5 protein-coding genes are annotated in these 22,509 nt (G+C 71.8%); all 5 read right to left on the minus strand.

Translation table 11 applies throughout. The features are described 5' to 3' along the window. Positions 1-411: 411 nt before the first annotated feature. Complete coding sequence (locus tag OG885_RS02620) at positions 412-3,339, minus strand: hypothetical protein (protein WP_405725269.1); 2,928 nt, start codon at positions 3,337-3,339, stop codon at positions 412-414. A 264-nt stretch (positions 3,340-3,603) separates the two neighbouring features. Beyond that, the gene (locus OG885_RS02625; protein WP_405725272.1) at positions 3,604-18,420 is read right to left on the minus strand and encodes a hypothetical protein; all 14,817 of its coding nucleotides are present in this window, start codon (positions 18,418-18,420) and stop codon (positions 3,604-3,606) included. Beyond that, on the minus strand, positions 18,421-18,786 hold the full coding sequence (locus OG885_RS02630) for a hypothetical protein (RefSeq protein WP_399964828.1): 366 nt from the start codon (positions 18,784-18,786) through the stop codon (positions 18,421-18,423). Continuing rightward, entirely contained in the window at positions 18,783-19,265 is a 483-nt protein-coding gene (locus OG885_RS02635; RefSeq protein WP_405725275.1) for a YbaB/EbfC family nucleoid-associated protein, read from the minus strand. Before OG885_RS02635 ends, OG885_RS02630 begins: the two co-directional genes overlap by 4 nt. Next, a complete protein-coding gene (locus tag OG885_RS02640; RefSeq protein WP_405725278.1) occupies positions 19,262-22,474 on the minus strand; it encodes an AAWKG family protein in 3,213 nt (1,070 codons plus the stop codon). The genes OG885_RS02635 and OG885_RS02640 overlap by 4 nt, the downstream gene beginning before the upstream one ends. Positions 22,475-22,509: the final 35 nt, after the last annotated feature.

Genomic DNA, 22,509 nt, shown 5'->3' on the forward strand with positions numbered 1-22,509 from the left:
TCCCTCCGGGGCCGCCGACGCTTCCCCCTCACGGGCCGTCGGCGCTGCCTCGGAGCTCTCGGTCTCGCCGCCGCCCGACGTCTCGCCCTGCGTGCGGTCAGGCTCGCTTCCCGGGTTCGGGGAAACGGCGGATGCGGAGGGTAACGGAGCAGCTGTGCCGGAAGCGTCCGGTGCGGCCGACGGTATCGGAGCCCCTGACGTGGCGCCGGTGCTCCCGCGTCCTCCTCCCCCCGGTGCCAGCGCCGCACCGGGGTCCTGCGCCGTCCCCTGGAGGGGTATCGCCCGGCGGACTGTCACCGACGGCGAGCCGGGCGCGGACGATGCCCCGGAGGCTCCGGACGCGCCGGGCTCTGTCGGCGACGCCTCACCGGCGGGATCGGTCTGACGAGCCATACGACTCCCCTACTCGTGTCAGTGGTTCGCTGTGGTTTCCGGCGTCGTGGTGCCGAAGGGCCCGGAGCAGCGCTCCGGCCACTGATCGGCACTCGCCGGGGCCGAGCGTCCGCGCACCGCCTCGTCCAGCCGGGCGAGTGCGGCGCGGTCCCCTTCGGGGTCGGGCGGCACCGGCACCCGCGAGCCGGGCAGTTCACGCAGGAAGATCTGTCGGCCCAGGTCCTGTCCGCCTCGGCGGACGTCCAGCACCCGGAAGAGGGCCCCGGGGGTGAACACCACTTCCTCCGGCCCGCCGCCGGGGTCCAGGAGCTGCCGGACCCGGCGGGCGCCGACGGACCAGATGACGTAACTGGCGCCCGTCGTCATCGACGGACGGACCGGGTCGAGCGGGGTGGCGCTCACCGGGGCCACGTCGCGCAGCAGAGTCCCGGGACTCGGCATGCTGCCGGCGGAGACGGCGCCGGTGGCGCGCAGCACCACGCCTCGGTAGGAGGGCAGCCGGCTCAGCGCTGAGGCCAGGCATGCCACGTACGGCAGCAAGCCGGCGTCGTGCGCGTGCAGCGAGCGCAGCAGAGCCTGATGGCTCAACGGCCCCTCGCTGTTGTGCAGATAGAGCCTCAGCGCGATCAGATCGGCGCGAGCGGCTTCCTGTTCCTTGCCCCGCAGGGCGGGCATCCGAGCCAGCGCCCGGGCCACGGCCGTCCCGTGCCGGTCCCATTCCGTATCCGCCAACGTACGGAAGACGGTGCGCTCGTCCTCTGTGCTGCGGTGCCCCGGGCCGAAGGGGACGGGAGGCAGCGTCCTGTTCAGCCGCTCCGGGCCATCGGGTCCGCGGGGGCTTCCGTCACCGGCATCGGTGTCTGCCGACGCCGGCGCAGGTGTCCGGCCCGAGGGCCGCGCCTGCGACTCGTCGGGGGTCTCGCCCGTGGCCTCGCCGGGGCGGGAGCCGGTCGTCTCCTCGGGGCGGGTCGTCTCGCCGGGCAAGGACCCGGTGGTGGCGACGCCACGCGGGGTGGCGGGCGCGCTCTCTGACGTGGTGGGAGCCGGCGGCTCTGACATCTCCGGCGGGACGGCGCCTTGGGCGGTGTCTGCCGTGGTGGCAGACGCGAGCGGTTGTACGTCCCTGCCGCGGTCCCCGGCCTTCCGCCCCGGCGTCACGGCAGCCGATGTACGGTCCGGTGAAGTCGGTTCCACAGCGGCCGTGTTGGGCGCGTGCGAGGTCGACGCACTCGTGCCGGCCGAGTCGGCGCGCTCGGCACTCTCCGGCCGGGCGGCCCTGCGCGGGGTCGGTGACGCTGCGGCGCCGGCCGTCGCCGCTCCGGCCGTCGCGTCGGCCGCGAGCTGTCCACCGACCCCCGTGGCAGCGGCAGGCTGCGCAGACCGTGTGCTCCGGCCGCTCGGCGCAGCCGGGGACGGCAGGGCCGGGCGCCCAGCGCGTCCTGGCGCGGACGTCGTGTGCGGTCGGCCGGTCGTGTCCGGCGGACCGGGCACCTCTCTGCGTGCCGGACCGGGAGCCGCCAGGGAGGCGAATCTGATCGTCCGCAGGCCGTGCCCCGCGGCCAAGCGGCGCAGCTCACGGCCGCCGTCCCGGGGAACGCCGTGCACCTGCAGGGTCACGCTCGCCCGGAGAGCGGGACGCAAGGCGCCCAGCAGGACCGACAGGGCCGGCCACAGGGACGGGTCGAGGTGTTCGCCCGGAAGGCCGACCTCGATGAGCGGACCGGACGCGCTGACGGGGCGCTCCGTGTGGGACAGCCGGGGACCAGCCGACGGGCCGACCCACAGGCCGGCCCTGGTGACCGTGACCTGCCACTGGTCGGAGAGGGCGACCACCCCGTCCGTGGGCTGGGCGGCGCCCGGCAACGGCGGCGTCCAGCGCAGCAGTCGCGGTGCCGGTGGCTGGGCCGCGCCCCGGGAGGGCCGGCACATGACGGCGTCCACGAAGGGCAGCCATCGCGGCGTCCGGTCGGCCCCGACCAGGACCGACTGCGCGGAGTACGTCCCCAGCGGACGGTCGGCGGCGATGAGCGGCAGCCCGGTCATCAGTTCCACCTCGACGTCCAGCCGGTCGGCCACCGACTGCGCGAGCGGAAGCAGGTCGCGCCGGCCGCCCGGCGCCAGCCGTACGGTCGATCGGACCGTTTCCGGCAGAGCGGTGAGCACGTCGCCGACATCGTCGGCCAGCACATCCTCGCCGTAGGGAACACCGACCACGACCGCGAGTCGCCCGGGCGAGACCGGCACGGAGTGATACAGGTCGCCCGGCCGGGTGGAAGCCGCCTCCGCGGGGCGGACCAGCAGTCCCGCCGGGATCTGCTCGACGACGCACCCGCTCGCCGTGACCGCAGGTACGGCGCGCAGCGCGCTCTGCCAGGACGGGGCCGGGCTGCGCGGTCCGAGCGGCGTGGGCCGGGTCTGCGGGGCGAAGCGCCACCATCCGCCGTCCGTCGCGGAGCCGACCGGGACGCCGGGGACGAAGAGCGTGCCTCCCGGCACGAGAAGGGGCGGCCCGTCCGGGGCTTCCACGCTCAGTCCCCACGCGTCGGCGATCCTGCGCGCGGTGGCGGGCCGGTCCGCGCTGTCGAGTCCGGCGTCGGCCATGGCCAGTCTGACCGTTTCGGTACCCAAGTCGCCGAGGCTGTCGAGCAGTTGGCTCAGCCGAGGCCAGAAGGAGTCCGCCGCGACGCTGTCGCTGCCCGCGATGAGGGTCACCGTCGTGTCGTCCGAGCGCTGGCCGCGGGCGAGGTCGGCGATGTCGGTGGGGCTCAGCGAGTCGTCCGCGGGGGAACGCAGCAGCAGCAGGCCGTCGTAGTCCTCCACCAGCACCTGTGCGGCCGGTCCGGTGGTGTCGTCCCGGGACGTCGGGCTCGCCGTCTCGCCCCGCCGAGCGGTCTGCGGCCGGTCGTCACCACCGCGACGCCTGCCGAAGGAACTCCAGCGCGTCATATCGCACCGCTGCCGGTCGGGAGCATGGCCACCGCGGCGGGACCGTTGTCGTGCCCGGTCACCGGCACGTCCTCCAGCAGTACAAGACGCGTTCCATCCCTTCCGCCTCGTCAGCCTCTTCGAACACATTAGCTTCAATCGGCGAGTCTGCGGTCGGCGCCCCAACCGGACTGCCCGGCATGGTTACTTGACGGTGTGCGCGACATGAACTGCCGGTTCCGAACGGACAATTCCGCTCCTGACGGAACATCAGCATGCTTGAGCTCACAGGGAAGTTGATGCCGTCGCCGCACGATAGACACCGTCTATCCGGGCCAGGACGATAGCAGGCCCGTACAGGGGTCCGAACTGCCTGACCTCGCCGTCCGGTTGAATGATGGCGAGTCTCACACCCAGCTCCTGGCTCAGTAGTTCGGCGACCGTTTCGGTGACGAGGCCGCCGTCCCCGCTCTGCCGCAGCAACCGGTAGCGCTCGGGCAGGGAGAGGTCGACCTCCGTCACGGGAAGGCCGGTCCCGCCGAGTTCGACGAAGACACGTTGTTCCGCGTTGAGCGCCACGCCCGCCTTCATGAGGTCGGCGGTGGACACTTCCTGGCTGCCGCCGAGCCAGTCAAGGGCGGCGAGTCGCGGCGCCCTGTCCGCGGCGTCAGGGGCGGCGAGCCGCTGCTCGACCCAGCGGTGCACCGCGTCCGGTCCGCCCGCCGCCGTGAGCGCGGCCACGAGTTCCGCGTCACCCTGAGTCAGCTGCGCAGGGTCGGCCCGCAGCGCGTGGACCAGCGCCTCGGTGAACCGGTCGCCGTCTCCCGGTACTTCATGCAGGTGCAACGGCGCACCGCCGAGGGTGAGGACGCCCGACTCGCTCCAGACAGGCGCCGGCGGTGCGGCAGCCCGGCTCTCCTCACCCGCGGCGACGGTGTGCTCTGTCGCCTTCTCCGGCTCGATCGGCCCGCCGACAGTGGTAGCCAGCGCGCCGGTCTCGGCCCGCAGTCGCGCCAGGGTCGCCGCCGACAGCCCGGCCGTCAGACGTGCCGCGTCGGCCTCGTCCGCGCCGTGCCGGCGAAGGAGGTTCGCCAGCCGGTCGCGTGTCTCCGCGTCCCGCGTGGTCAGGTCGGGCGGCGGGGCCGGCCGGTCCTCTCGTTCCGGCCGTGAGGCCGGGGCGGTGCCGGTGGGTGCGGGGGCTGTGGGGATGAGCGCCTCGTAGTGGTCCCGGCCGTTGTAGTGGACGTACACGACAGGGCCGGTGGCGTCCGGGGCGAGGTCCACGAGGGTGTGGTCCCCGTCGGCTGCCGGCTGGACGAGGACGAGCCGCACGCCCAGCCGGTGGGCCAGCAGCGCGGGCGCGTCGTCGTAGAACGGGGTGTGCCAGAGCGCCGGGGACGCCAGCGACCGGGCGACCAGAGCGCCGTACCCGGTGGTGGCGAACGCGTGGCGGTCCGCCGGGATCTGGGCCCTGGACTCCGGGAGCAGGGAGGACCGGATCCGCCGCCACACCGCGTCCGCCCGTGCGCCGCCCGCCGGAGCGCGCAGCAGGCTCAGCACCTCTGCGCGCAGGGTGGCGGCCTGGGCCCGCCGGGTCAGGCTTCGGGCCCGTTCCGGCTCCGACTGCCACGGGTCGGCCGGGGCAGCGGGGACAAGTTCCGCGACGGCTGCCGCCGGGAAACCGGAGAACAGCTCGCGTTCCTGGTCGTCGGCCGCCAGGGCGCGCAGGTCCGCCCGGCGCCGCTCGTGCGACAACTGCCGGGTGATCCCGTCGCGTTGCTCGTCGGTGAGGTCGGGCGGGTCGCTGTGGCCCAGCAGATCCTGCAACGCGGTGAGGCCGGGGAACAGGTCTGCGACCAGGGTCTCCACGGGGTCCTGGGCGGCGTGCAGGGCTCGGAACGCAGCGGCGTCGGCCGATTCCGCGTACCAGTGGGCGAGGTCGTCCCGCACCTGCCGCACGGCCGGACCAGGTGCCGGCCGGCCAGGGTGTTGCGCCGCGATGCTGTCCAGCACCGCGTGGAACAGGCAGTCACCGTCGCCGGGCACCGGTCCTACGGTGAAGGAGCGGCCGTCGGTGTCGACCCTGCGGGGTGATCCCCCGGGTGGCACCGGCGGCGCTACGGAGGTGGAGTCGCCGCCGGTCGAGGTCCGTGCCGTGGTGTCCCCGTCGACCACCGGCGCCGCGGCCTTGATCAGTGCCGTCTCCGCCTCCGTCACGGGCGGCTGGCCCAGGGGCCGGGCCGGCTGGTAATGGCGGTCGGCCAGGCTGAGGACGACATGCGGGCGAGGGGCTCCGGCGTCGTCGATCAGGCCCTCAAGTCCCCTTCCTTCCCTGGCACTTGCCGGGTCGAAGTGGTCGAAGGTCCCGTCGGCCCGGACCACGGTGATCCGCACGCCGAAGGTCCGCGCGGCCAGCATCGGCAAGAGGTCGGCGGCGGAGTGGTTCCAGCCACGCTCCGTCGCGGCGTCACCGCGCCGCAGCAACTGGGCGACCGCGAGTCCCGCGCGGGCCTCCGCGCTCAGGTCGGCGGCGTGCGGGATGACGCCCAGGGCCTCGAACTCGCGCCGGGCCGGCGTGTCCGTGCCGAGGTCCAGGCCCGCGTCGCTCACCTCACGCGCGGTGAAGGAATCGGTGTCGTCGGGGGTCACGAAGGCCAGCAGATCCACGTCGGCCGGATCGGTCAGCCGGGCGGCCAGCCTTCGGCGCAGCTGAGTGACGGCGTCCGGGCTCGCGGCGTCGATGCCCGCCGCGGCGAGCAGTTCGGGTGTCGCGCCCGACAGGCCGTGCAGGAGCGCGTGGAAGAAGGCGTCACCGTCGTGGTCCACCTCACTGAGCACATAGGTCTGCCGGCCGCCGGGCGCGGTGAGGACGGTGTGCTCCTCGGTGACGGTCCGGGTGTAGCGGGGCCGCTCGGGGGGCGGGGGCACGGTCGGCTTCGGCGGCGCCTGGTAGGTCACGGCCGGGGGTTCTTCGAGGCCGTCGAGTTGCCGTCTGCCCTCCACGGTGGCCGCCAGCCGGTGCCAGCGGGTGAGCTGGTCGGTCGCGGCCCGCACTCGGTGGTATTCCGCCGCGGCGGTGTCCGCGGCGGCCCTCAGCCGCTCCAGATCCTGGCGTCGGGCCTCGAAGGCGTCACGGGCCGCCTGGAGGCGTTCGGTGGCCGCCGCCTCGGCCCGCGCGGGCTGATCGAGCCGTCGGGCCGCCGCGGTCTGCCGGGTGCGGGCGCCGGTGACGCGTCGGTCGGCGGCTTCACGGCGGGCGTCAGCGGTCTGCCGGGCCCGAGCGGCGTCGGCGGCCGGGGTGAGCGGCGTGGTCCGACCGGATGCGGCCTGCTCCAGCACGGCGAGCCGGTCGGCGGCCTCCTCGCGTGTGCGGCGGGCGGTCCCGACGGCGCGGTCGGCCGCGGCACGCAGTTCGTCCGCTCGCCGTCGCGCGGCGGCCAGGTCGGCGGTGGCCTGTTCGAGATGGTCGGGGGGCAGTTCGTTGCCGGGCAGTTCGGCCCAGCCGGGCAGCATGTCCAGCGTCTCCTGCGCCGTGGTCACCAGCGCCGCCGCGGTGGTGCGGTCCGCCGTCGCGGTGTCCTGCGCCGTCCTCAGGCGAGCCTCGGCCGTGTCGAGCGCGTCCGCCGCCCAGTCGAGGTCGCGCGCGGCCTCGCGGGCCGTCGCCGCGTCCGCCTCGGCCTGTTCCCACGCGGTGTCGGCCGCTTCGGCGGCGTCCAGCAGCGGGTTGAGGCGGTTCCGCGCCTCGATCGCCGCGGTCTCGGCCGTACGTACCGCGTCGCGCAGGTGGATCGCGGTACGCCGCTTCTTCCAGTAGGCCTGGTCGGCGTCGACCCAGCCCTTGCTCGCCTTCCCCACCGCGTCCCAGGACGTGCCGACGGAAGCGGGAAAGTTCTCGTCGGTGATCAGCGACAGCTCGCGGGCGACGTCCTCCCGCACCCAGGCGACGACGTACGCCTCGGACTCCATGGCCTGCGGCCCCGGCCGGACGTGGCCGAAGGTCCCGCGCAGCAAGGTCACGGCCTTGGAGTCCTTGAAGGTGCGGTGGACGTCGCCGACACCGACGAAGGTGGTGGGGATCGCGAACAGGAAGGTGCGTGCGGTCTTCGGCTTGAGGTTCCTGGAGGTCAGATGGTCGTCCCCGACCGGCATGCCGTCGCCGTCGAGGGCGTTGGGGCCGGGGCCGAAGAGCCCGATCTGGTTGAGGCCGACCCCGCTCGGCGAGTCGTACAGGAAACCGCCGCCGAGGTTGCCGCCCTGTGTGTGCTCCCCCGCCGACGAGGTGCCCGCGTTCTCGCCGTGCCGCCGCAGTACCTCCAGCTTCTTTCCGTCGGCGACGGTCAGCAGCAGGGCGCGGCTGAAGTCCGGAGTGGAGTGCAGGGACAGTTCGCCGTCGTCGGTGCCGAGGAAGGACTTCTCGGTCAGCCCCGCGATCCGGTAGCCCTCGGGCTCCAGGGTGCGCGGGTAGAACGCGGTGACCGCCATGTGGCTCGTGCCGTCCTCCAGGGCCTGCGCGGAGCCGGTGCCCAGTCGTGTCAGGCCCGTCGTCCGGGTCGTGCGCAGGAGCGCGGTCAGGGTCGCGGCGTCGGGGCCGTCCGGGGACTCCAAGGCGGTGAGGGAGAAGCCCGCGTCGTAGGACCGCGTGAGGAGCAGGTCGTTCGCGGCGCGGATGTTGTCCACCCCGATGACGGCCCTGGGGTGGAAGCCGTTCTCGGGGAAGGTGAACGGCCGTCGGACTCCGTCCCCGTACACGACGGTCACCTGCCGCCGCACCGGCGGGACCGGCGTCGGCCGGGGTGCCCTGGCCAGCGCGGGGTCGGCACCGGGATCCGGGGCGGGCAGGGCCCTGCGTGCGCCGGGCGCGACAGTGCCGGAGGGGTCGCCGGACGAGCCTGTGCCGGGCGTTGCCGGGTCCGGCGGCGTCGGCTGCATCAGGCTCAGCGGCACATGCTCGCGCAGGCCCCCGACCGCGTGTTCCTCGACGATCCTCCGCCTGCCCCGGAACCGGTCCAGGGCCGTGGTCGTGCCGTCCTCCGCCGTGCGCCCTGAAGCGCCGCCCGTCTGCGGGGTGTCGTCCGCTTCCAGGGTGATCCGCATCGTGTACGGGGTGACGATCTCCGCGTGCGGTTCGGTGGACGCCGCCCGGTAGATCGTGACGGTGGTGGTCGTGTGGCTCGACGACACCGTCCGCTTGGAGGAGCCGCCTTCGGTGTACGTGGGCCCGGCGCCCGCGACGGACGCGTTGCCGGTCTGCACCAGCTGACTGGTCTGGAGCGCGAGGTCCGCCCCGGAGGACGCCTCCGAGTTCTTCTGGACGGCCTCGATGGCCCGCCGGTTCTCCTCCATCTCCACGCTGTGGTCGAGCCCGTGGAACTCCGGCGTCCCCGCGACGAGTTCGACCCGCACCCGTACCCAGCGGGTGCCGATCCGTACGCTGCCCCATCCGGAGCCCTTGACCGCGACCATCGCCGACGGCCCGGTGGTCGCCATCTCCCCCTTCAGGGCCCGGGTGGCGCGGGCCGACACCAGTTGCCGGATCTTCTCCCGGCTCGGCTCGTCCAGGCCGAGACCGTCGATCCGCCGCTCGAAGGCGAGCAACGCGCCGGTCGGATCCAGGGAGTTCACCGCGTACGTGCCGAACGGCGCCCCGAGGAGCCACGGTTGGGGCGACCAGAGGTGCCGGGTGTAGCGGGGGACGTCGCCGAGTCCGTCGTCGATCAGGCCCATCCGGTAGGCGCTCTTCTCCGGCAGATGCGCCAGCAGACCGGCGGGGGTCGTCACCTCCGTGCCCGCGGCCCCCGCCAGCGTCGGCGGAACGAGCGAACTGCCCGCGGCGGCCCGCCCGAACCGGCCCGTGCCGAGGCGGCTGGTCGTGAGCGCGAACCAGTGCTGCACATCGCCGGCCACCAGCACCTGGTGGGTGAACCCCTTGCGGTTCATGTCCGCGACGACCGTCCGTACGACGTTGCTGCCGCGGGCGCGGGACCGCGAGACGGGGTTGGCGACGAGCCCGTAGACGCTCAGCAGGCCGTGCCCGGGGTCGCGGGCGGCGTTGTAGCCCAGTTGGCCGCCGAAGACGAACGTGGTGGTGTTGCTGACCTTGCCGGATGCCTGGCGGGTGCCGCCGAGGATCATCTCGGTGTCCATGGCCATCGAGCCGGTGAGCAGGGTCAGCCCCGACACCGTGGTCGCGTACCGGAAGGTCCCCCACAGTTCGGCGGCGGGCCCCTTGCCGAGCAGACCGCTGCCCGCCAGGCCCAGCGGGCCGGAGCTCTGGTCGAAGTTCGCGGTCAGGTACTGGGGAGTGAAGACGCGGGTGATCGCCTCCCGGGTGGGGGCACCCTCCTTGACCAGCTGCCAGGCGCTGCCCGAGGCGCCCCGCAGCACCCGGTTCGCCTCCGCCACCAACTGGGGTGACAGGACCACGTTCACGATCACGAACGGGTGCCGGCGTAGCTCCCGGAACAGGTCGGTGCCACGCCCGGAGAGCCGTGCCGTGCCCGGGCCGCTGCCGTCAGGCAGCGTGAGGTCGCCCTTCGCCAGGGCGAGGGCGCGCTCCGAACTCATCGACACGGGGGCGGGCTCGTCGGCGAGATACGGGTTGAGCGCCCCGTCCGCGTGCGGGTCTGCCTCGGGGGTGTGCTGGACGGGCACGCTGATCAGCACCTGGCCCGTCACCGGGCCGCCGCCCCGCAGCAGCCCCTGTGCCGTCCGGCCGAACAGGATGTCGGTGGGTTCGTCGAGGACCAGCAGTCCCGGCAGCCCGAGGCCGAGGCCGCGGATCAGGCCGCGAGGGCGCCAGTACCCGCTCAGGGTCGCGGTGAGTTCGAGGTCGTAGCGGTACAGGTGGGTGGGCTGGTTGCTCACCGACATCGGCTCGTTGGTGACGGTCGAGCCGAAGCCGGTCTCCGCCTCCCGCTGCCAGCCCTTGCGCGCACCGAGCGTCAGTCCGAGCGTGTTCTGCGGCAGCCCCGCGTCGTCGACGTTGTTGTCGCGCCCCGACAGCGTGCCCTCGAATCCCAGGTCGGCGCCCCGCCTGGCGCTGGTCTGGCCGTCCATCCGCTCCACGCCCTGGGCGCTGAACCGTATGCCCTCGTTGAGGTCCTTGCCCTCGTAGCGGCGTCCGGTCAGCGTGCCGTGCACCCAGACGGTGTAGTAGGTCTGTCCGACGGAACCGGGGTCGGTGAGCCGGATGCTCAGTCCCACCGTGGTCAGCGCCTCCAGTCCGGCGGTGACGCTCTGCTGGGACAGCACACCGAGGATCTGCAGGGTGTTCTGGAGGGCCGCGTGGTACTTCGCGGGGTCCGACCACTGGGGCGGCACGGGCAGGCTCTTGGCCGCGTCGAGGACCCTGCCGGGGTCGCGCCGCATCATGTCGTGGAATCGGGCGCGCCAGCCCTTCGGCAGGTTGAGCTGGTCGAGGGGGACGACCAGGCCCCGGCGCCGGGCGGCGACGGCGTTCACGACGCTGTCCGCGAAGGCGTCCAGCAGGGTGCGGCCCACGCCGTCCGCCGCGTCCGGCAGCACCCGGGAACGGCTGCCGTCGTCGAAGGCGAACTCCTTCACCCGGTGCATGCCCAGGGTCCGCGGCCGGTCGAGCGTCAGATAGGCCGGGGCGAACGGCACGGCGCCGTGCCGCAGGACGAGCGAGGTGCCGTCGTCCCAGCCGGCCAGCCGCCGCGCCTCGGAGCTGGTCATCCGGTCCAGGCTCCAGGTCAGGAACTGGGCGGGCGGCCCGCTGTCGCCGGCCCGACGGACCCGGACCGACTTCACGACCACGTACAGGGCGGTCCTGGGGCCCTTGACCTGTCCCGCCGACTTCAGCGACCCCGCGCCGCCGAGGCCGCCCTGACGGTTGCGGGCGAAGGAGTACTGGGCGTTCGGCCCGAACTGGAGCCGCAGGTCGAACGGGGCCAGGCCCGGCTCGAAGAAGTTGAAGGCAGGTCCGGCCGCGGCCTGGAGCAGCACGCTTCTGCCCTGCGCCCGGCTGCGTTCGCTGCGGACCGTGGAGGTGTTGATGTCCCGCATCTCGGCCTTGTCGGTCTCCCCGAAGAGTACGGCGGTACGGGGAACGACCTCCTCGACGACGAAGACGCCCAAGGGCGACTTGTTCTTGTCGTCGGCGAAGAGCGGCGGGGTGGTGATGCGGCCGCGCGCCATCGTGGCGCTGTGCCGCTGGAAGCTGTCGCCGGAGAAGAAGGTGTCCAGTTCGTCGTAGGCCGTGCTGCCCGGCAGCGCGCCGATGAGCTGGGCGGCCCAGTCCCGGATCACCGCCACCGGCCCGTAGCCCTCCACCCGGACGAAGCGGTACTGGGAGTCGCGGCCGAGGTCGATGGATCTCGGGATACGACCGGGACTCGTCACCTTGGTCACGCTGTCGGGGAGCCGCACCTGAAGGCCGTTGCGGACACCGAACTCGAAGCGGACCGGCACCACTTGGGCGATCTCAACGCCGTCGTCGCCTGCGTCGGTGTCGGTGTCCGTGTCGGTGTCCGTGTCGGTGTCGGTGTCGGTGTCGGTGTCGGTGTCCGTGACGATCTGCCCGGTGGCGTCCGTGACCCACATCTCGTAGTGGAGGTCGTCCAGGTAGGTCCGGGAGTCGTCGAGTGTGCGGGTCTCCATCTGGTTCTGGCGCTGGTCCGTCAGCGTGTAGCCGACCTTGTCGATGAAGCCGAACCGGAAGGCGAGGCGGCCGTAGCCCCCGAAAGCCGCCGCGCCGACGGGTCCGAGCGGCCCGCCCAGGCCGTACTGGGAGTTGGCCTGCATGTTCTTGGTGAAACCGAAGACCGCCGCGGCCCGGTGCATGCTGTCGATCTTCGAAGCGTGCCCGATGCCGTCGTCGTACGGCGTCCAGTTCCCGTGATGCCGCGCCCTGATGTGCAGCACCCGCAGCCTGCCGTCCTCGTTGAGATACGGGAACGGACGCCCGCGATCGGTGAGGGACTTCGGCTTCTGTGCGAGCAACCGCGTGATGCCGGCGGACAGTTGCTCCTGATGGCGAGGCCGCGCGCCGGCTCGGCGCCCCAGCTCGTGCCGGATCCTGTCCACCACCTGGGCTATCCCGCGCAGGGCGACCGTGCTCTGGCCGAAGGTGCTGGGATTGTCCAGGAGTTGACGTCGCTCGTCGTCGGTCAGGTCGCCCGGCAGGAGTGCTTCGAGATCATCGACGTACGCGGGCATGGTGCGGTCGGCGTCGAGCTGTGCGGGGGCGCGCCGCTGGGCGGAGGGGGCCGGCAGGGCGGGATCGAGCACGGGGGCGTCACGCTTGACCTGGGCGGGCAGGTCGAGCGGCAGGTGGACGGCCCGGGAACCCTCTCCCTCAGGTGTCAGGAACACGCCCTTCGAGCGGTCCGCGACCAGACTGTACGGGGCCGCGTCGGGGTCGAGTTCGTCCAGAACGTCACGCAGGGCGTCGATGTTCTCCACGCGGCCGATCCAGCCGCTGTCGCCCCGCAGATACGCCCCCGACGGCAGATGGACGAAGTCGTCGCCGAAGCCGACCCAGCCCTCCGCGCTCAACTCCATCCCGTCGGGCAGCCTGACGCGGCCCGTGTCACTGACCTCGTACCCAAGGGACGCGGCGGCCGACGAGCCGGACCGGACCGACGCCGAGTCGTGAGGGTCGGACGGTTCACGCAGGGTGACCGGGAACCATGCCTCCTGTGGCGTGTTCTTGCCCTTGCCCTGGTGCACCGGCACGGTCCCCACGGGCACGACGGCCGGGGCGGTCTCACCTTCCGAGGCGCGCCGGGGTGCCATCAGGGTCACGGCGCGCCCGACAGGCCAGCGTGACGCCAGCGGGTCGACTCCGTTGTCCCGGGATCCACCGCGCAGCCCGCCCCGCCGCCCGCCGCCCGAGCCCGCGTTCGGGTCGAAGGCCATCGAGGGCAGAAGCAGCGGCGCCTCGGTGGCGGGGGCGCGGGGCGCGGGCGCGGTCCTGGTGCCGCCGGCGGGCGCACTTGGATCGAACGCGGTCTGCGGCAGCAGGAGCGGTGGGGCGGCGGAAGGGGAATCCGAGTCGTCGTCGGAGTCCGAGCCCTGGTCCGAGCCGGAATCGGAGCCGGAGCCGGAGTCGGAGTCCGAGTCGGAATCGGAATCGGCGTCGTCATCCGAGTCGCCCTCCGCATCGTCATCGGATTCCGCCACGGCCCCGGCCGTCTCCGACCGCGCCGCATCGTCATCGTCGGCGAGTTCGGGCAGGTGCTCGCGCACGACGTCCATGTCCAGCGGACCCGCGTCGGCCGGGAGGCCGCCCACGGACTCGACCGTCGCCAGGACGTGTTCGTCGAAAAGGTCGTCGTCGGGGCCGAGTTCATAGACCCGGGAGACGTACTCGGAGATCGCGTCGGGTCCGGACAGTTCAGGGAAGAGCGTGCCCGCCGTGTCGCGCAGACGCTGGAACGCCCCCAGCCATCTGGCCTGGCCCGCCTGGTCGTTGCCGGGGATCTCGTCGCCGAACATGGCCCTGGCGGTCCGTACCGTGTCGACCACCCGGCGACGGAGCTCTCCCGGCGAGTCGCCGGTCAGGCCCATCTCCTGGGCGAGGCCGTCGACGAGCCGGGTGTCGCGCGGGCCGCCGAACTGGTTGAAGCCGTCCCAGCGCGCCCACCGCAGGTGCTGGTCGAACAGCTCCATGCCGTCCCTGAGGTGGGCGGCGATCTCCGGCACCGAGAACCCGCCGAGGAACAGCGAGTGGGAGTTCATCAGCACGGCGGGCCGGAAGCCCTGCTCCAGCAGGAACTTCTGCATCAGCGTGTGGACGTTGACCCGGCTGTTGGCGTCCGTGAACGGCTGGAGGATCTGCAGCGCACGGGTCACCCGCGCGATCGCCCGCAGCTTGTCGTCGGGGCTGACCGCGACGGCCACCTCGTCGTAGTACCGGTCCAGCAGCTCCTGTACGGCGTTGCGGGCGTCCTCGACGGTGTAGTTGCTGGAGACCCGGCCCCCCAGCCAGAAGACCATCATCGGTCGCGGGCCACCCGGCTGCTGCGCGTTGAAGTCGACCAGCAGGGGGCGTCCGAGAACCGTCTCCTCACCGACGTCCGCCGCCAGGCGTTCCACTCCCGTGCCCCGGTGGGTGACCATCGAGGAACCCGACCAGGTGGTGGACCTGTTCTGACCGCCGTCGGTCAGATGACGGGTCGCGAGGTCGTGCATCTCCTCGTAGGCAGCGACGTCGACGCGGGTCCAGTCCCGGTCGCCGCTGCCGCCGTCGAGGACCTCGGCGTACAGCTCGGTCATGCCCTTGCGGTAGCCCGGGTACTTGGTGCGGTCCAGGTGGCCGCCGATGTCGTCGGGTCTGGGCGCGAAGACCTCGTCGTGCACGTTCGGGTCGATGAACAGGCGCCACCAGGAGCCCTGGAGCAGCAGGTCCGACAGGCGCGGTACGGCGGAGCGGGGTGGCCGGCCGGAGGTGCCGCCCTGGTAGAACTCCCGGACCCGTTCGTTCGGGAACCGGCCGCCGACCGCGACGTGGTCGCGCAGGTCCTGCTCGCTGAGCGGTTCCAGCCGGTTGTACCGGTCCCAGGAGTCGTCGTAACCGAAGTCCAGGTCGTGACGGTCCGGATGGTCTTCCTCGGTGGCCCACAGTTCGGCGGCCTTCAGCACTTCGTGCAGCGAGTGGTGGCGGTTGCCCAGCAGGGTGCCGATGAGCGCGAGGCGCATCAGCCCGAGGTCGAGGCCCGCGTCCCACTGCGTGTTGGCCGCCTCGACCGCGTTGAGCCAGAAGTAGGCGGTACCGGACAGGCCGGTCATGAGCAGGGCACCGGTGCTCTGGGCGGCGTAGTGCGGGGAGTCCTCCACGGTCAGCGGGCGCTCGTCCGTGGGCAGCGGGGCGGGCGGCCGGTGGGAGATGCCGGAGCGCTCGGCGCCGGTCGTCCATGTGCTGCCGCCCTCGGAGAAGTCCCGCTCGGCCTGGCTGAGGGGCGGGCGCAGACTGTTCGGGTCGCGCTGCGGCGTCGGGCCGTCCGAGGGGGTGCCGCGCCAGCGCCGGTCGGCCTCGATCAGCGGCGGATATGCCTTCCGCGTCTTCTGGAGGTTGTCGAAGACGTGGTAGCGCAGGGCGTTCCACAACAGCACCGTCCGCTCACGGAAGTTGCCGTTCTCCACGACCTGTTCGAGCGCGTCGAGGGACCGGCCGACCGAGCCGGGCACGGAGTTGTCGAGGGAACCGAGCATGGGCCGCAGCAGCGGCGGCGTCTTCTCCCACAGCAGGGCGACGAACCGTTTGACCTCCTCCGTGACGTCCGGGTGCTCGGACAGGAAGTCCGCGAGCCTACGCTCGAACTCCTCCGCCTCGCTCTGGTACCGCAGCCGCTCCAGGTCTTCGGGACGGGCCAGGCCGTCATCATCGGGGTCGTCATCCGGGTCGTCGTCCGGGTCGTCCGGGTCATCGTCAGAGTCGTCGTCGTCATCGGAGTCCTCCTCGGACTCGGATGCCGAGTCCTCCGCCGCCGCGGCGACCGGCGTGGGGCGCGCCAGAGGCGCCGCGACCGGGCTGTCGTCCTCGGAGTCCGACTCCTCGTCCGAGTCGGACTCGGAAGAGGTCTCGTCCTCGGAGTCGGCATCGGGGTCAAGAGCAGGCGCCGGTGCGGACGCCGTGGGCGGGCGGCGCGGTGGTGCGGCGATCGGTTCGGTGTCCGAGTCGTCGTCGAGGTCCGACTCGTCGTCTTCGGATGCGGCCGAGTCGGAGGACTCGTCGTCGGAGTCCGAGGACTCGCCGTCCGACGCGAACGGTTGCGGGCCCGAACGGGAGCCGCCCTCCCCGGCGGTGGGCACCGCCGTCGGCGGGGCGGGTACACCGCCGTCGGCGCCGCCGCGCAGCCGGGTGGGCAGGTCGAGCCCGTGTCTCAGCCGGTCGGCCAGGGTGGTCGCCGCTTCCCGGCCGCCGCCCGTCACCAGCACGTCGGCCACCTGCCGTACGGCGCTCTGGTACGACTCCAGGGCGTGCCGCGAGTCGGCGAGGACCGGATGCAGCTCCAGCGGGAGCACGAGGGAGACGGCCGTGCTCCAGGCCTGCCCGGCGTTGTCCCTGGCCTCATCCGGCAGGGCGTCGGCGAAGTCGACGTAGGCCTCCTGCCAGATGCGGCGGGTGGCGTTGGCCGCCGTCGTGTCGAGCTCCGGGGACCAGGGCCCGGGCTGCACCATCAGCGACTTGACCTGGTCGAGGACGGCGGGGTCGGACGGGTCGGTCACATCGCCCGGCTCGGCGGGCAGGTCGGCCGGCGTGATGCGGTCGGCGATCCACTGACGCTGCCCCTCGTCGCGTCGGACGACCGGCACCTGCCCGCTGTGCGGGTCCGGGGCGTAGGGGTCGATCCCCAGCTCCCGCAGGCGTTCCTCGGTCTGCGTGAGGTGGGACTCTGCCTGCCGCACGTCCTCGGTGGCTCGCGTGAGCGCGTCGGCGTCGCGGCTCGATCCGACGCCCGTCTCCACGCGCTGCCGAATGGTGTCGGCTCTGCCCTCGGCCTCGGCGACGGCACGTCTCGCCTCGGCGTGCTCGTCCCGCGCTTCGGTGACGACTTCCGGGGCAGGCTGGCGCGCGACGCCGCCCGTACCGATGCCCGGCGTGTGGGACGGACCCGTGGCCGTCGACACGGGGCTCGCGGGCGTGATGGTCTGCGGGTCGGAGGACGAGGTGTCCGACCACACGGACTCCGAGTCGTCCAAATCGGTGGCCGTGGCGGCGGTGTCCGTACCCGCCGGGCCCGGAAGGGCGACGGACGACTTCGGCAGCGTGAGACCGGAGGCGTCGGTGAAGTCACCGGTCGCCGAGGAGGTGGTCGAGAGCGGCGAGGCAGGGTTGAGCACGGACTCGATGTCCGACGACGCCGGGGACTGCGGGAGCGAGTAGTCGATGGGCGTGGCATCGAGACCGGACGGCGACGGCGTGGGAGTGAACGCCGAGTTCGGCGTCGTACGACTCGGCGTGGCGGACGTGGTCGACGACGGCAGCGGCCCCGGGAGCACCGGCGACGAGGACGGCACTACACCCGCAGGACCTGAACCGCCGAAGCCGCCACCGGAGTTCACGGACCCGGACCCCGACCCGGACCCGGATGAGCCGCCCGCTCCCCCACCGGACCCGGACAGGTCGTTGATCTCGGTGAAGGTGTTCTTGTTGTCGAAGTACTTGTTGTACGCCCACAGCCCCGCGCCGCCCAGGGCGACGGACGCGCCGAGTTCGAAGACGGCGCTGGAGCCGCTGCCGACGAACGTCTCCCACTTGAAGTCCCAGTTGCCCTCGAAGGCACCGGTGACGATGTACTCGCCGAGCCCCTCGGCGGCGCCGGCGATGACGAAGGCGCCGACGACCTCGGGCGGACCGTTCCTGAGGAGCTTGTAGGGCAGGTCGTTCGGGTTGAACCTGAACTTGTCGAGGACGTCGGCGTTGAGGTCCTTGAAGATCGACTTGAAGGGTTTCGCGACCCATTCGAAGACGCTGCCGAAGAGACCGACGACCGCGCCGAACGCGGCGGCCTTGCCGACGTCGCCCCAGTCGATGCCGTCGGGCTTGCGCCGGCCGCTGTTGAGGGCGATCTGGGCCAACCGGACGGCGAGGGTCTGCAGGGCCTCGGTGACCGCCTCGGTGAGGGTCGGCAGGATGTGGGTCATCGTCAGCAGCCGGTCGATGATCATCAGGACCGCGAACCTGCTCCGGGCCCGGGCCAGGAAGATCTGCGACACGGAGGCGCCGCCCGTGAACGCCATCAGGGCCGTGAGGATCGCCAGTTCGGCGATCAGCATGATGATCTCGGCGATGATTTCCCACTTGGCGCCCTGGACGTTCTGGGAGAGGTCGATCTGCCGGTTCTCGAGGTCGGTGATCTGGTCGAGGACCCGCTGGACGGGGTCGTTGCCGCGGCCCTCGCCGATCAGCATGGTGAGGCCCTGGACGTACTGTTCCGCGACCGCGGGCGGCAGGGAGTCCCGGGACTTCTGGATGGTCTCGCGGGCCGTGTCCCTGAGCTTGGTGAGGTTCCTGCCGTAGTAGCTGTAGAGCTCGCGGCTGGCGTAGAGCAGATTCTCCCTGGCCTGCAACGGCATCTCACCGATGAGGACGAACAGCATCTTCCGGACGTCCGGTGGGAAGTTGATCTCCTCCATTCAGTGCTTCCCGGACCCGGAGCCGTCCTCGAAGGAATCCAGCCGGTTGTTCTGCAGGTTGATCCCCTCCAGCGCGTCCTGCTGGGTGCCCTCGATGTTGCGCAGGTTGCCGAGGGTGGCGGATCCCAGGTACGCGAAGGCGTTGCCGTACTCCCGGAACACGGACAGCAGGGTCTCGTTGGCCTCCGTGTAGGCCGGGAAGTTCTGCTGGTAGAACTCGTCGTCGTAGCCGTACGCCCCCTGGTACTCGGCCTGTTGGGCGACGAAGTCGTCCCCGGCCTTCTTGGCCAGGTCCGGCAGGACCCCGATCAGTTCGACGCCCTGTCGCAGACCGGCGGGGTTCGCCTCGTACCTGTCCGAGCTCATGGCTGCCGTCCTTGTCCTCGGGGCTGGTTGTCGTCGGGGTCCTCGTGGATCTCGTCGCGCAGCCGGTCCTTGGCCGACCGGCCACGGCCGGTCCCCGTGCCGTCCTCCAGCGCGGAGCCGAAGAGGCGGTCCCAGTCGATGTCGATGCCGCCGATTCCCGTGGCGCCGCCGCCTTCCCGCTGGGTGAGCGGGGCGAAGGTCTCCATCACGCGGTGGGCCATCTGCGCGCGGGCTTCCTGCACGGCCTCCAGGATCGAGGCGGCCAGCTGGGGGCCGGGCAGGTTGCGGAACCGGCCGTCGAGGAACTTCAGCCCGGTCAGCTCTCCCTGCGCGCCGACCGTGGCCTCCACCGTGCGGTCGCGGGAGCGCGCGGTGGCCGAGGCCTGGTTCAGTTCGCCCTCGGCGCGTGCCACGGCTTCCTGTACGGCCTCCAACTCGGCCATGGCCTGGGCCAGTTTCTGCTTCATCGACTCGCTCATCGGCCGATCACGGCGGGTGCGCCTCCTTCGTCCGCGCCCCAGACGTCCTCGTCCTCGGGCTCCCACGCCTCCCGGGCGCGGTTTCCGCTCTGTGTCTCCGGCCGCCCCGGCGCTCCCTGGCCGCCGGCCGGCGGGACGAAGGGGGTCGCACCGGCCGTGGGGCCACTCGCCGCCACCCGCACCTCGTCGTCCGCGTAGCCGCCGTTGCCGCGGGCCGCGCCCGAACCGGTGCGGGTGCGGCGGTTGCTGATGACGTCGCTGTCGATGACGTTGCGGACCCGCTCGCCGTCGTTGTTACCCGCGCCGCCGCCCGCGCCCATGCCTCCCATGCCTCCCATCGGCATGCCTCCCATGGGAGTTCCGCTGCCGGTGGACGACCCCGTGCCGGCCGCGCCGTCCTGCCCGCCACCGGTCGTGGCGAGGCCCGGGAACGCACCCGTGTTCAGCTGCTGACGGTTGCTCGACGCGGTCTGGGCGGTGTCCGACGAGCCGTAGTCCAGGGGGGATTGGTAGGGGGTGTCGTCGTACAGCTCCTCCTCGTAGGAGGGCTGGTCGTACGACGGCTGGGAGCCTGCGGACGAGCCGTACGTCGGCAGGTCGCCGCCGTTGAGATAGCCGGAGGACGTCGTGCCGTCGGGGAGTGTGATGGTGGTGGCGCCGGTGTCCGGGTCGACGATCTGGACGGTGCCGTCCGCGTACTCCGTGACCACGTGCCCGCCGGCGTCGAGGTGGGTGACGCTGCCGTCCGGATTGGTGAGCAGATCACCGGTGTTGAGCGGGCCGGAGAGGGTGGTGCCGTCGGCGCGGGTGACGGTGGAACTGTGGGTGAGCGGGTCGATGGTGGTGGAGCTGCCGTCGGGGTACTCGGTGACCACGCGCCCGGAGGAGTCGATGTGGGTCTCGCCGCCGCCGGGGAGGTCCAGAGTGGCGTCGTTGACCGGGCCGCTGATGGTGGTGGGCGACAGCTGTGACGGGTCGCCGTTGTTGAGGATGTCCTGGCGCGCGTCGTCGTACTGGGCGAGCGCCTCCTGCTCCCGCTTGGCCGCTTCCTGCTCCAACTGCCGCTGTTCGGCCTCGGCCTGGGCCTGCTTCTTCTCCTGCTCGGCCTGGAGCCGCTCCTGTTTGGCCTCCTGCTCGGCCTGCTTCTCCTCGGCCTTCTTCTCGGCCTCGGCCTGCTTGGCCTCCTGTTCCTTCTCCTTCTGCTCCGCCTTGGCCTCGGCCTCCTTCTCCTTGGCCTCCTGCTTGGCCTCGGCCTCCGCCTGCTTGGCCTCGGCCTTCTTCTCCGCCTCGGCCTGCTTGGCTTCCTGCTCCGCCTGCTTGGCCTCGGCTTCCTTCTCCTTCTGTTCGGCCTTCGCCTCGGCTTCGGCTTCCTTCTGCTCCTGTTCCTTGCGCTGGCGCTCCTGTTCGGCCTTGGACTGGTTCATCTGGGCGATCTGGAGCTGTTCCTGACGCGCCTGCGCCTCGGCGGCCTTGGCTTCGGCCTCCTTCTCCTTCTGTTCCTGCTTGGCCTCCGCCTCGGCCTGCTTGGCCTCCTGCTCCTTCTCCTTCTGCTCCGCCTTGGCCTCGGCCTCCTTCTCCTTGGCCTCCTGTTCCGCCTTGGCGGCGGCCTCCTTCTCCTCGGCCTTTCTCTCCGCCTCGGCCTGCTTGGCCTCCTGCTCCTTCTCCTTCTGCTCCGCCTTGGCCTCGGCCTCCTTCTCCTTGGCCTCCTGCTCGGCCTTGGCGGCGGCCTCCTTGGCCTCCTGTTCGGCCTTCTCCTTGGCGGCCTTCTCCTCCGCCGCCTTCTCCTTGGCCTCCTGCTCGGCCTTGGCCTTTGCGGCCTCCGCCTCGGCCTTGGCCGCCTGGTCCTTCATCCACTGCATGTAGGCGGCCTGCTGAGCGGCGGCTTCGGCCGCCTTCTTCTCCGCCTCCTCCTCCTTGACCTCGGCCTCGTCCTTGGAAAGGCCCTCCTCCAGGGAGCTGCCGCCACGGGACTTGATGTCGCCGAGGTCGAAAGTGGACTTGCTCCAGGCGTCCTTGACGTCCTTCAGGGCGGCGACGGCGGCCTTGTCGAGCTGGTCGACGACGGACTTCTGCCAGTCGAGGAGCGCCTGGTTGCCGATCTTCGCCCAGGTGGCGAGGTCCTTCAGGTCACCGAACTCGCGGGCGGGGGTGTTCGCGTCGCCGGGGTCCTTGGCGTTGTTGTCGAACCCTGCCTCCGCGACGTAGTTGACCGTCGAGGGAGCCTCCGAGTAGCTGGGGACGATCTCGTAGGTGATCTTCGTGATGTTGTGGTCCCACACGTACTTCGTGATGCGGGACAGCAGGGCGTGCAGCCAGCTGAGCGGATTGCCGTCCTTGTACTCCCAGGTGGCCCAGCTGGTGTGCAGGTCCCAGGCGGCTGAGCGCAGCGCCTTCTTGGCGTCGCGGATCTCGTTGCCCTGCTTGGAGAAGTAGCTGCCGTTGGGACTCATGTCGTCGGCGTAGTCGCTGTACTGCTTGTTGAGCTTCTTGACGAGGTCCCAGAAGACACCGGCGGCGGTGCCGCGCCAGGCGTCGTTCTTCTCCAGGCCGACCCGGGTCTGCCACTCCTCGATCTTCTTCTGCTGGTCGACGAAGAACTTGGCGGCCCGGTCGAACGCCCCGGCCACCACGTCGAAGTTGTTCAGGGTGACGGACGCCGCCTCGTCGACGGAGACCTCGTTCCACGAGAAGCCGTGGGTGCCCTCGGGCTTGTTGAGCAGCGCTTCGAGGGCGAGCCCGGTGCCGTAGCTGTACTGGGCCAGCGGCCGGGTGTCCCAGGTGGGCTTGCCCATGCCCAGGTGGTTGTCGTACTGGCTGCTGAAGGTGCCGCCCTCGACATAGCCGCCGGACGGCGGGTCGTCCCCGCTCTTCTGGCCGAGGAGGGTGATGCGCGCCTTGTGCATCGTCACGTCCGACCCGGCTCCGCCGTTCCCGCTCGTGCGGTAGAAGGGGATGACGAAGTCGGTGTTCTGGATCCGGTAACCGGCGTTCTCGTAGAGCCAGTTGAGATCCTCGGTGTCGACGTAGTCCACCTGGGAGACGTCGGATATCTCGACCTTCATCAGGGGGATGCCCTCGTTGCCGACCAGGGTGTCGAAGAGGGTGTCCCGCGCCGGTGCGACGTAGCCGGTGAACAGCTTGATGGCTTCGTGCCAGTGGTCGTTCGTCGCACTGAGATCACCAGTGATCTTGCTGGGGTCGAGAGCCATGACGAAGGGCCTTTTCCATCAGGTGGGCCGGTGGT

The organism is Streptomyces sp. NBC_00028, assembly GCF_045041065.1.
Classification (GTDB): domain Bacteria; phylum Actinomycetota; class Actinomycetes; order Streptomycetales; family Streptomycetaceae; genus Streptomyces.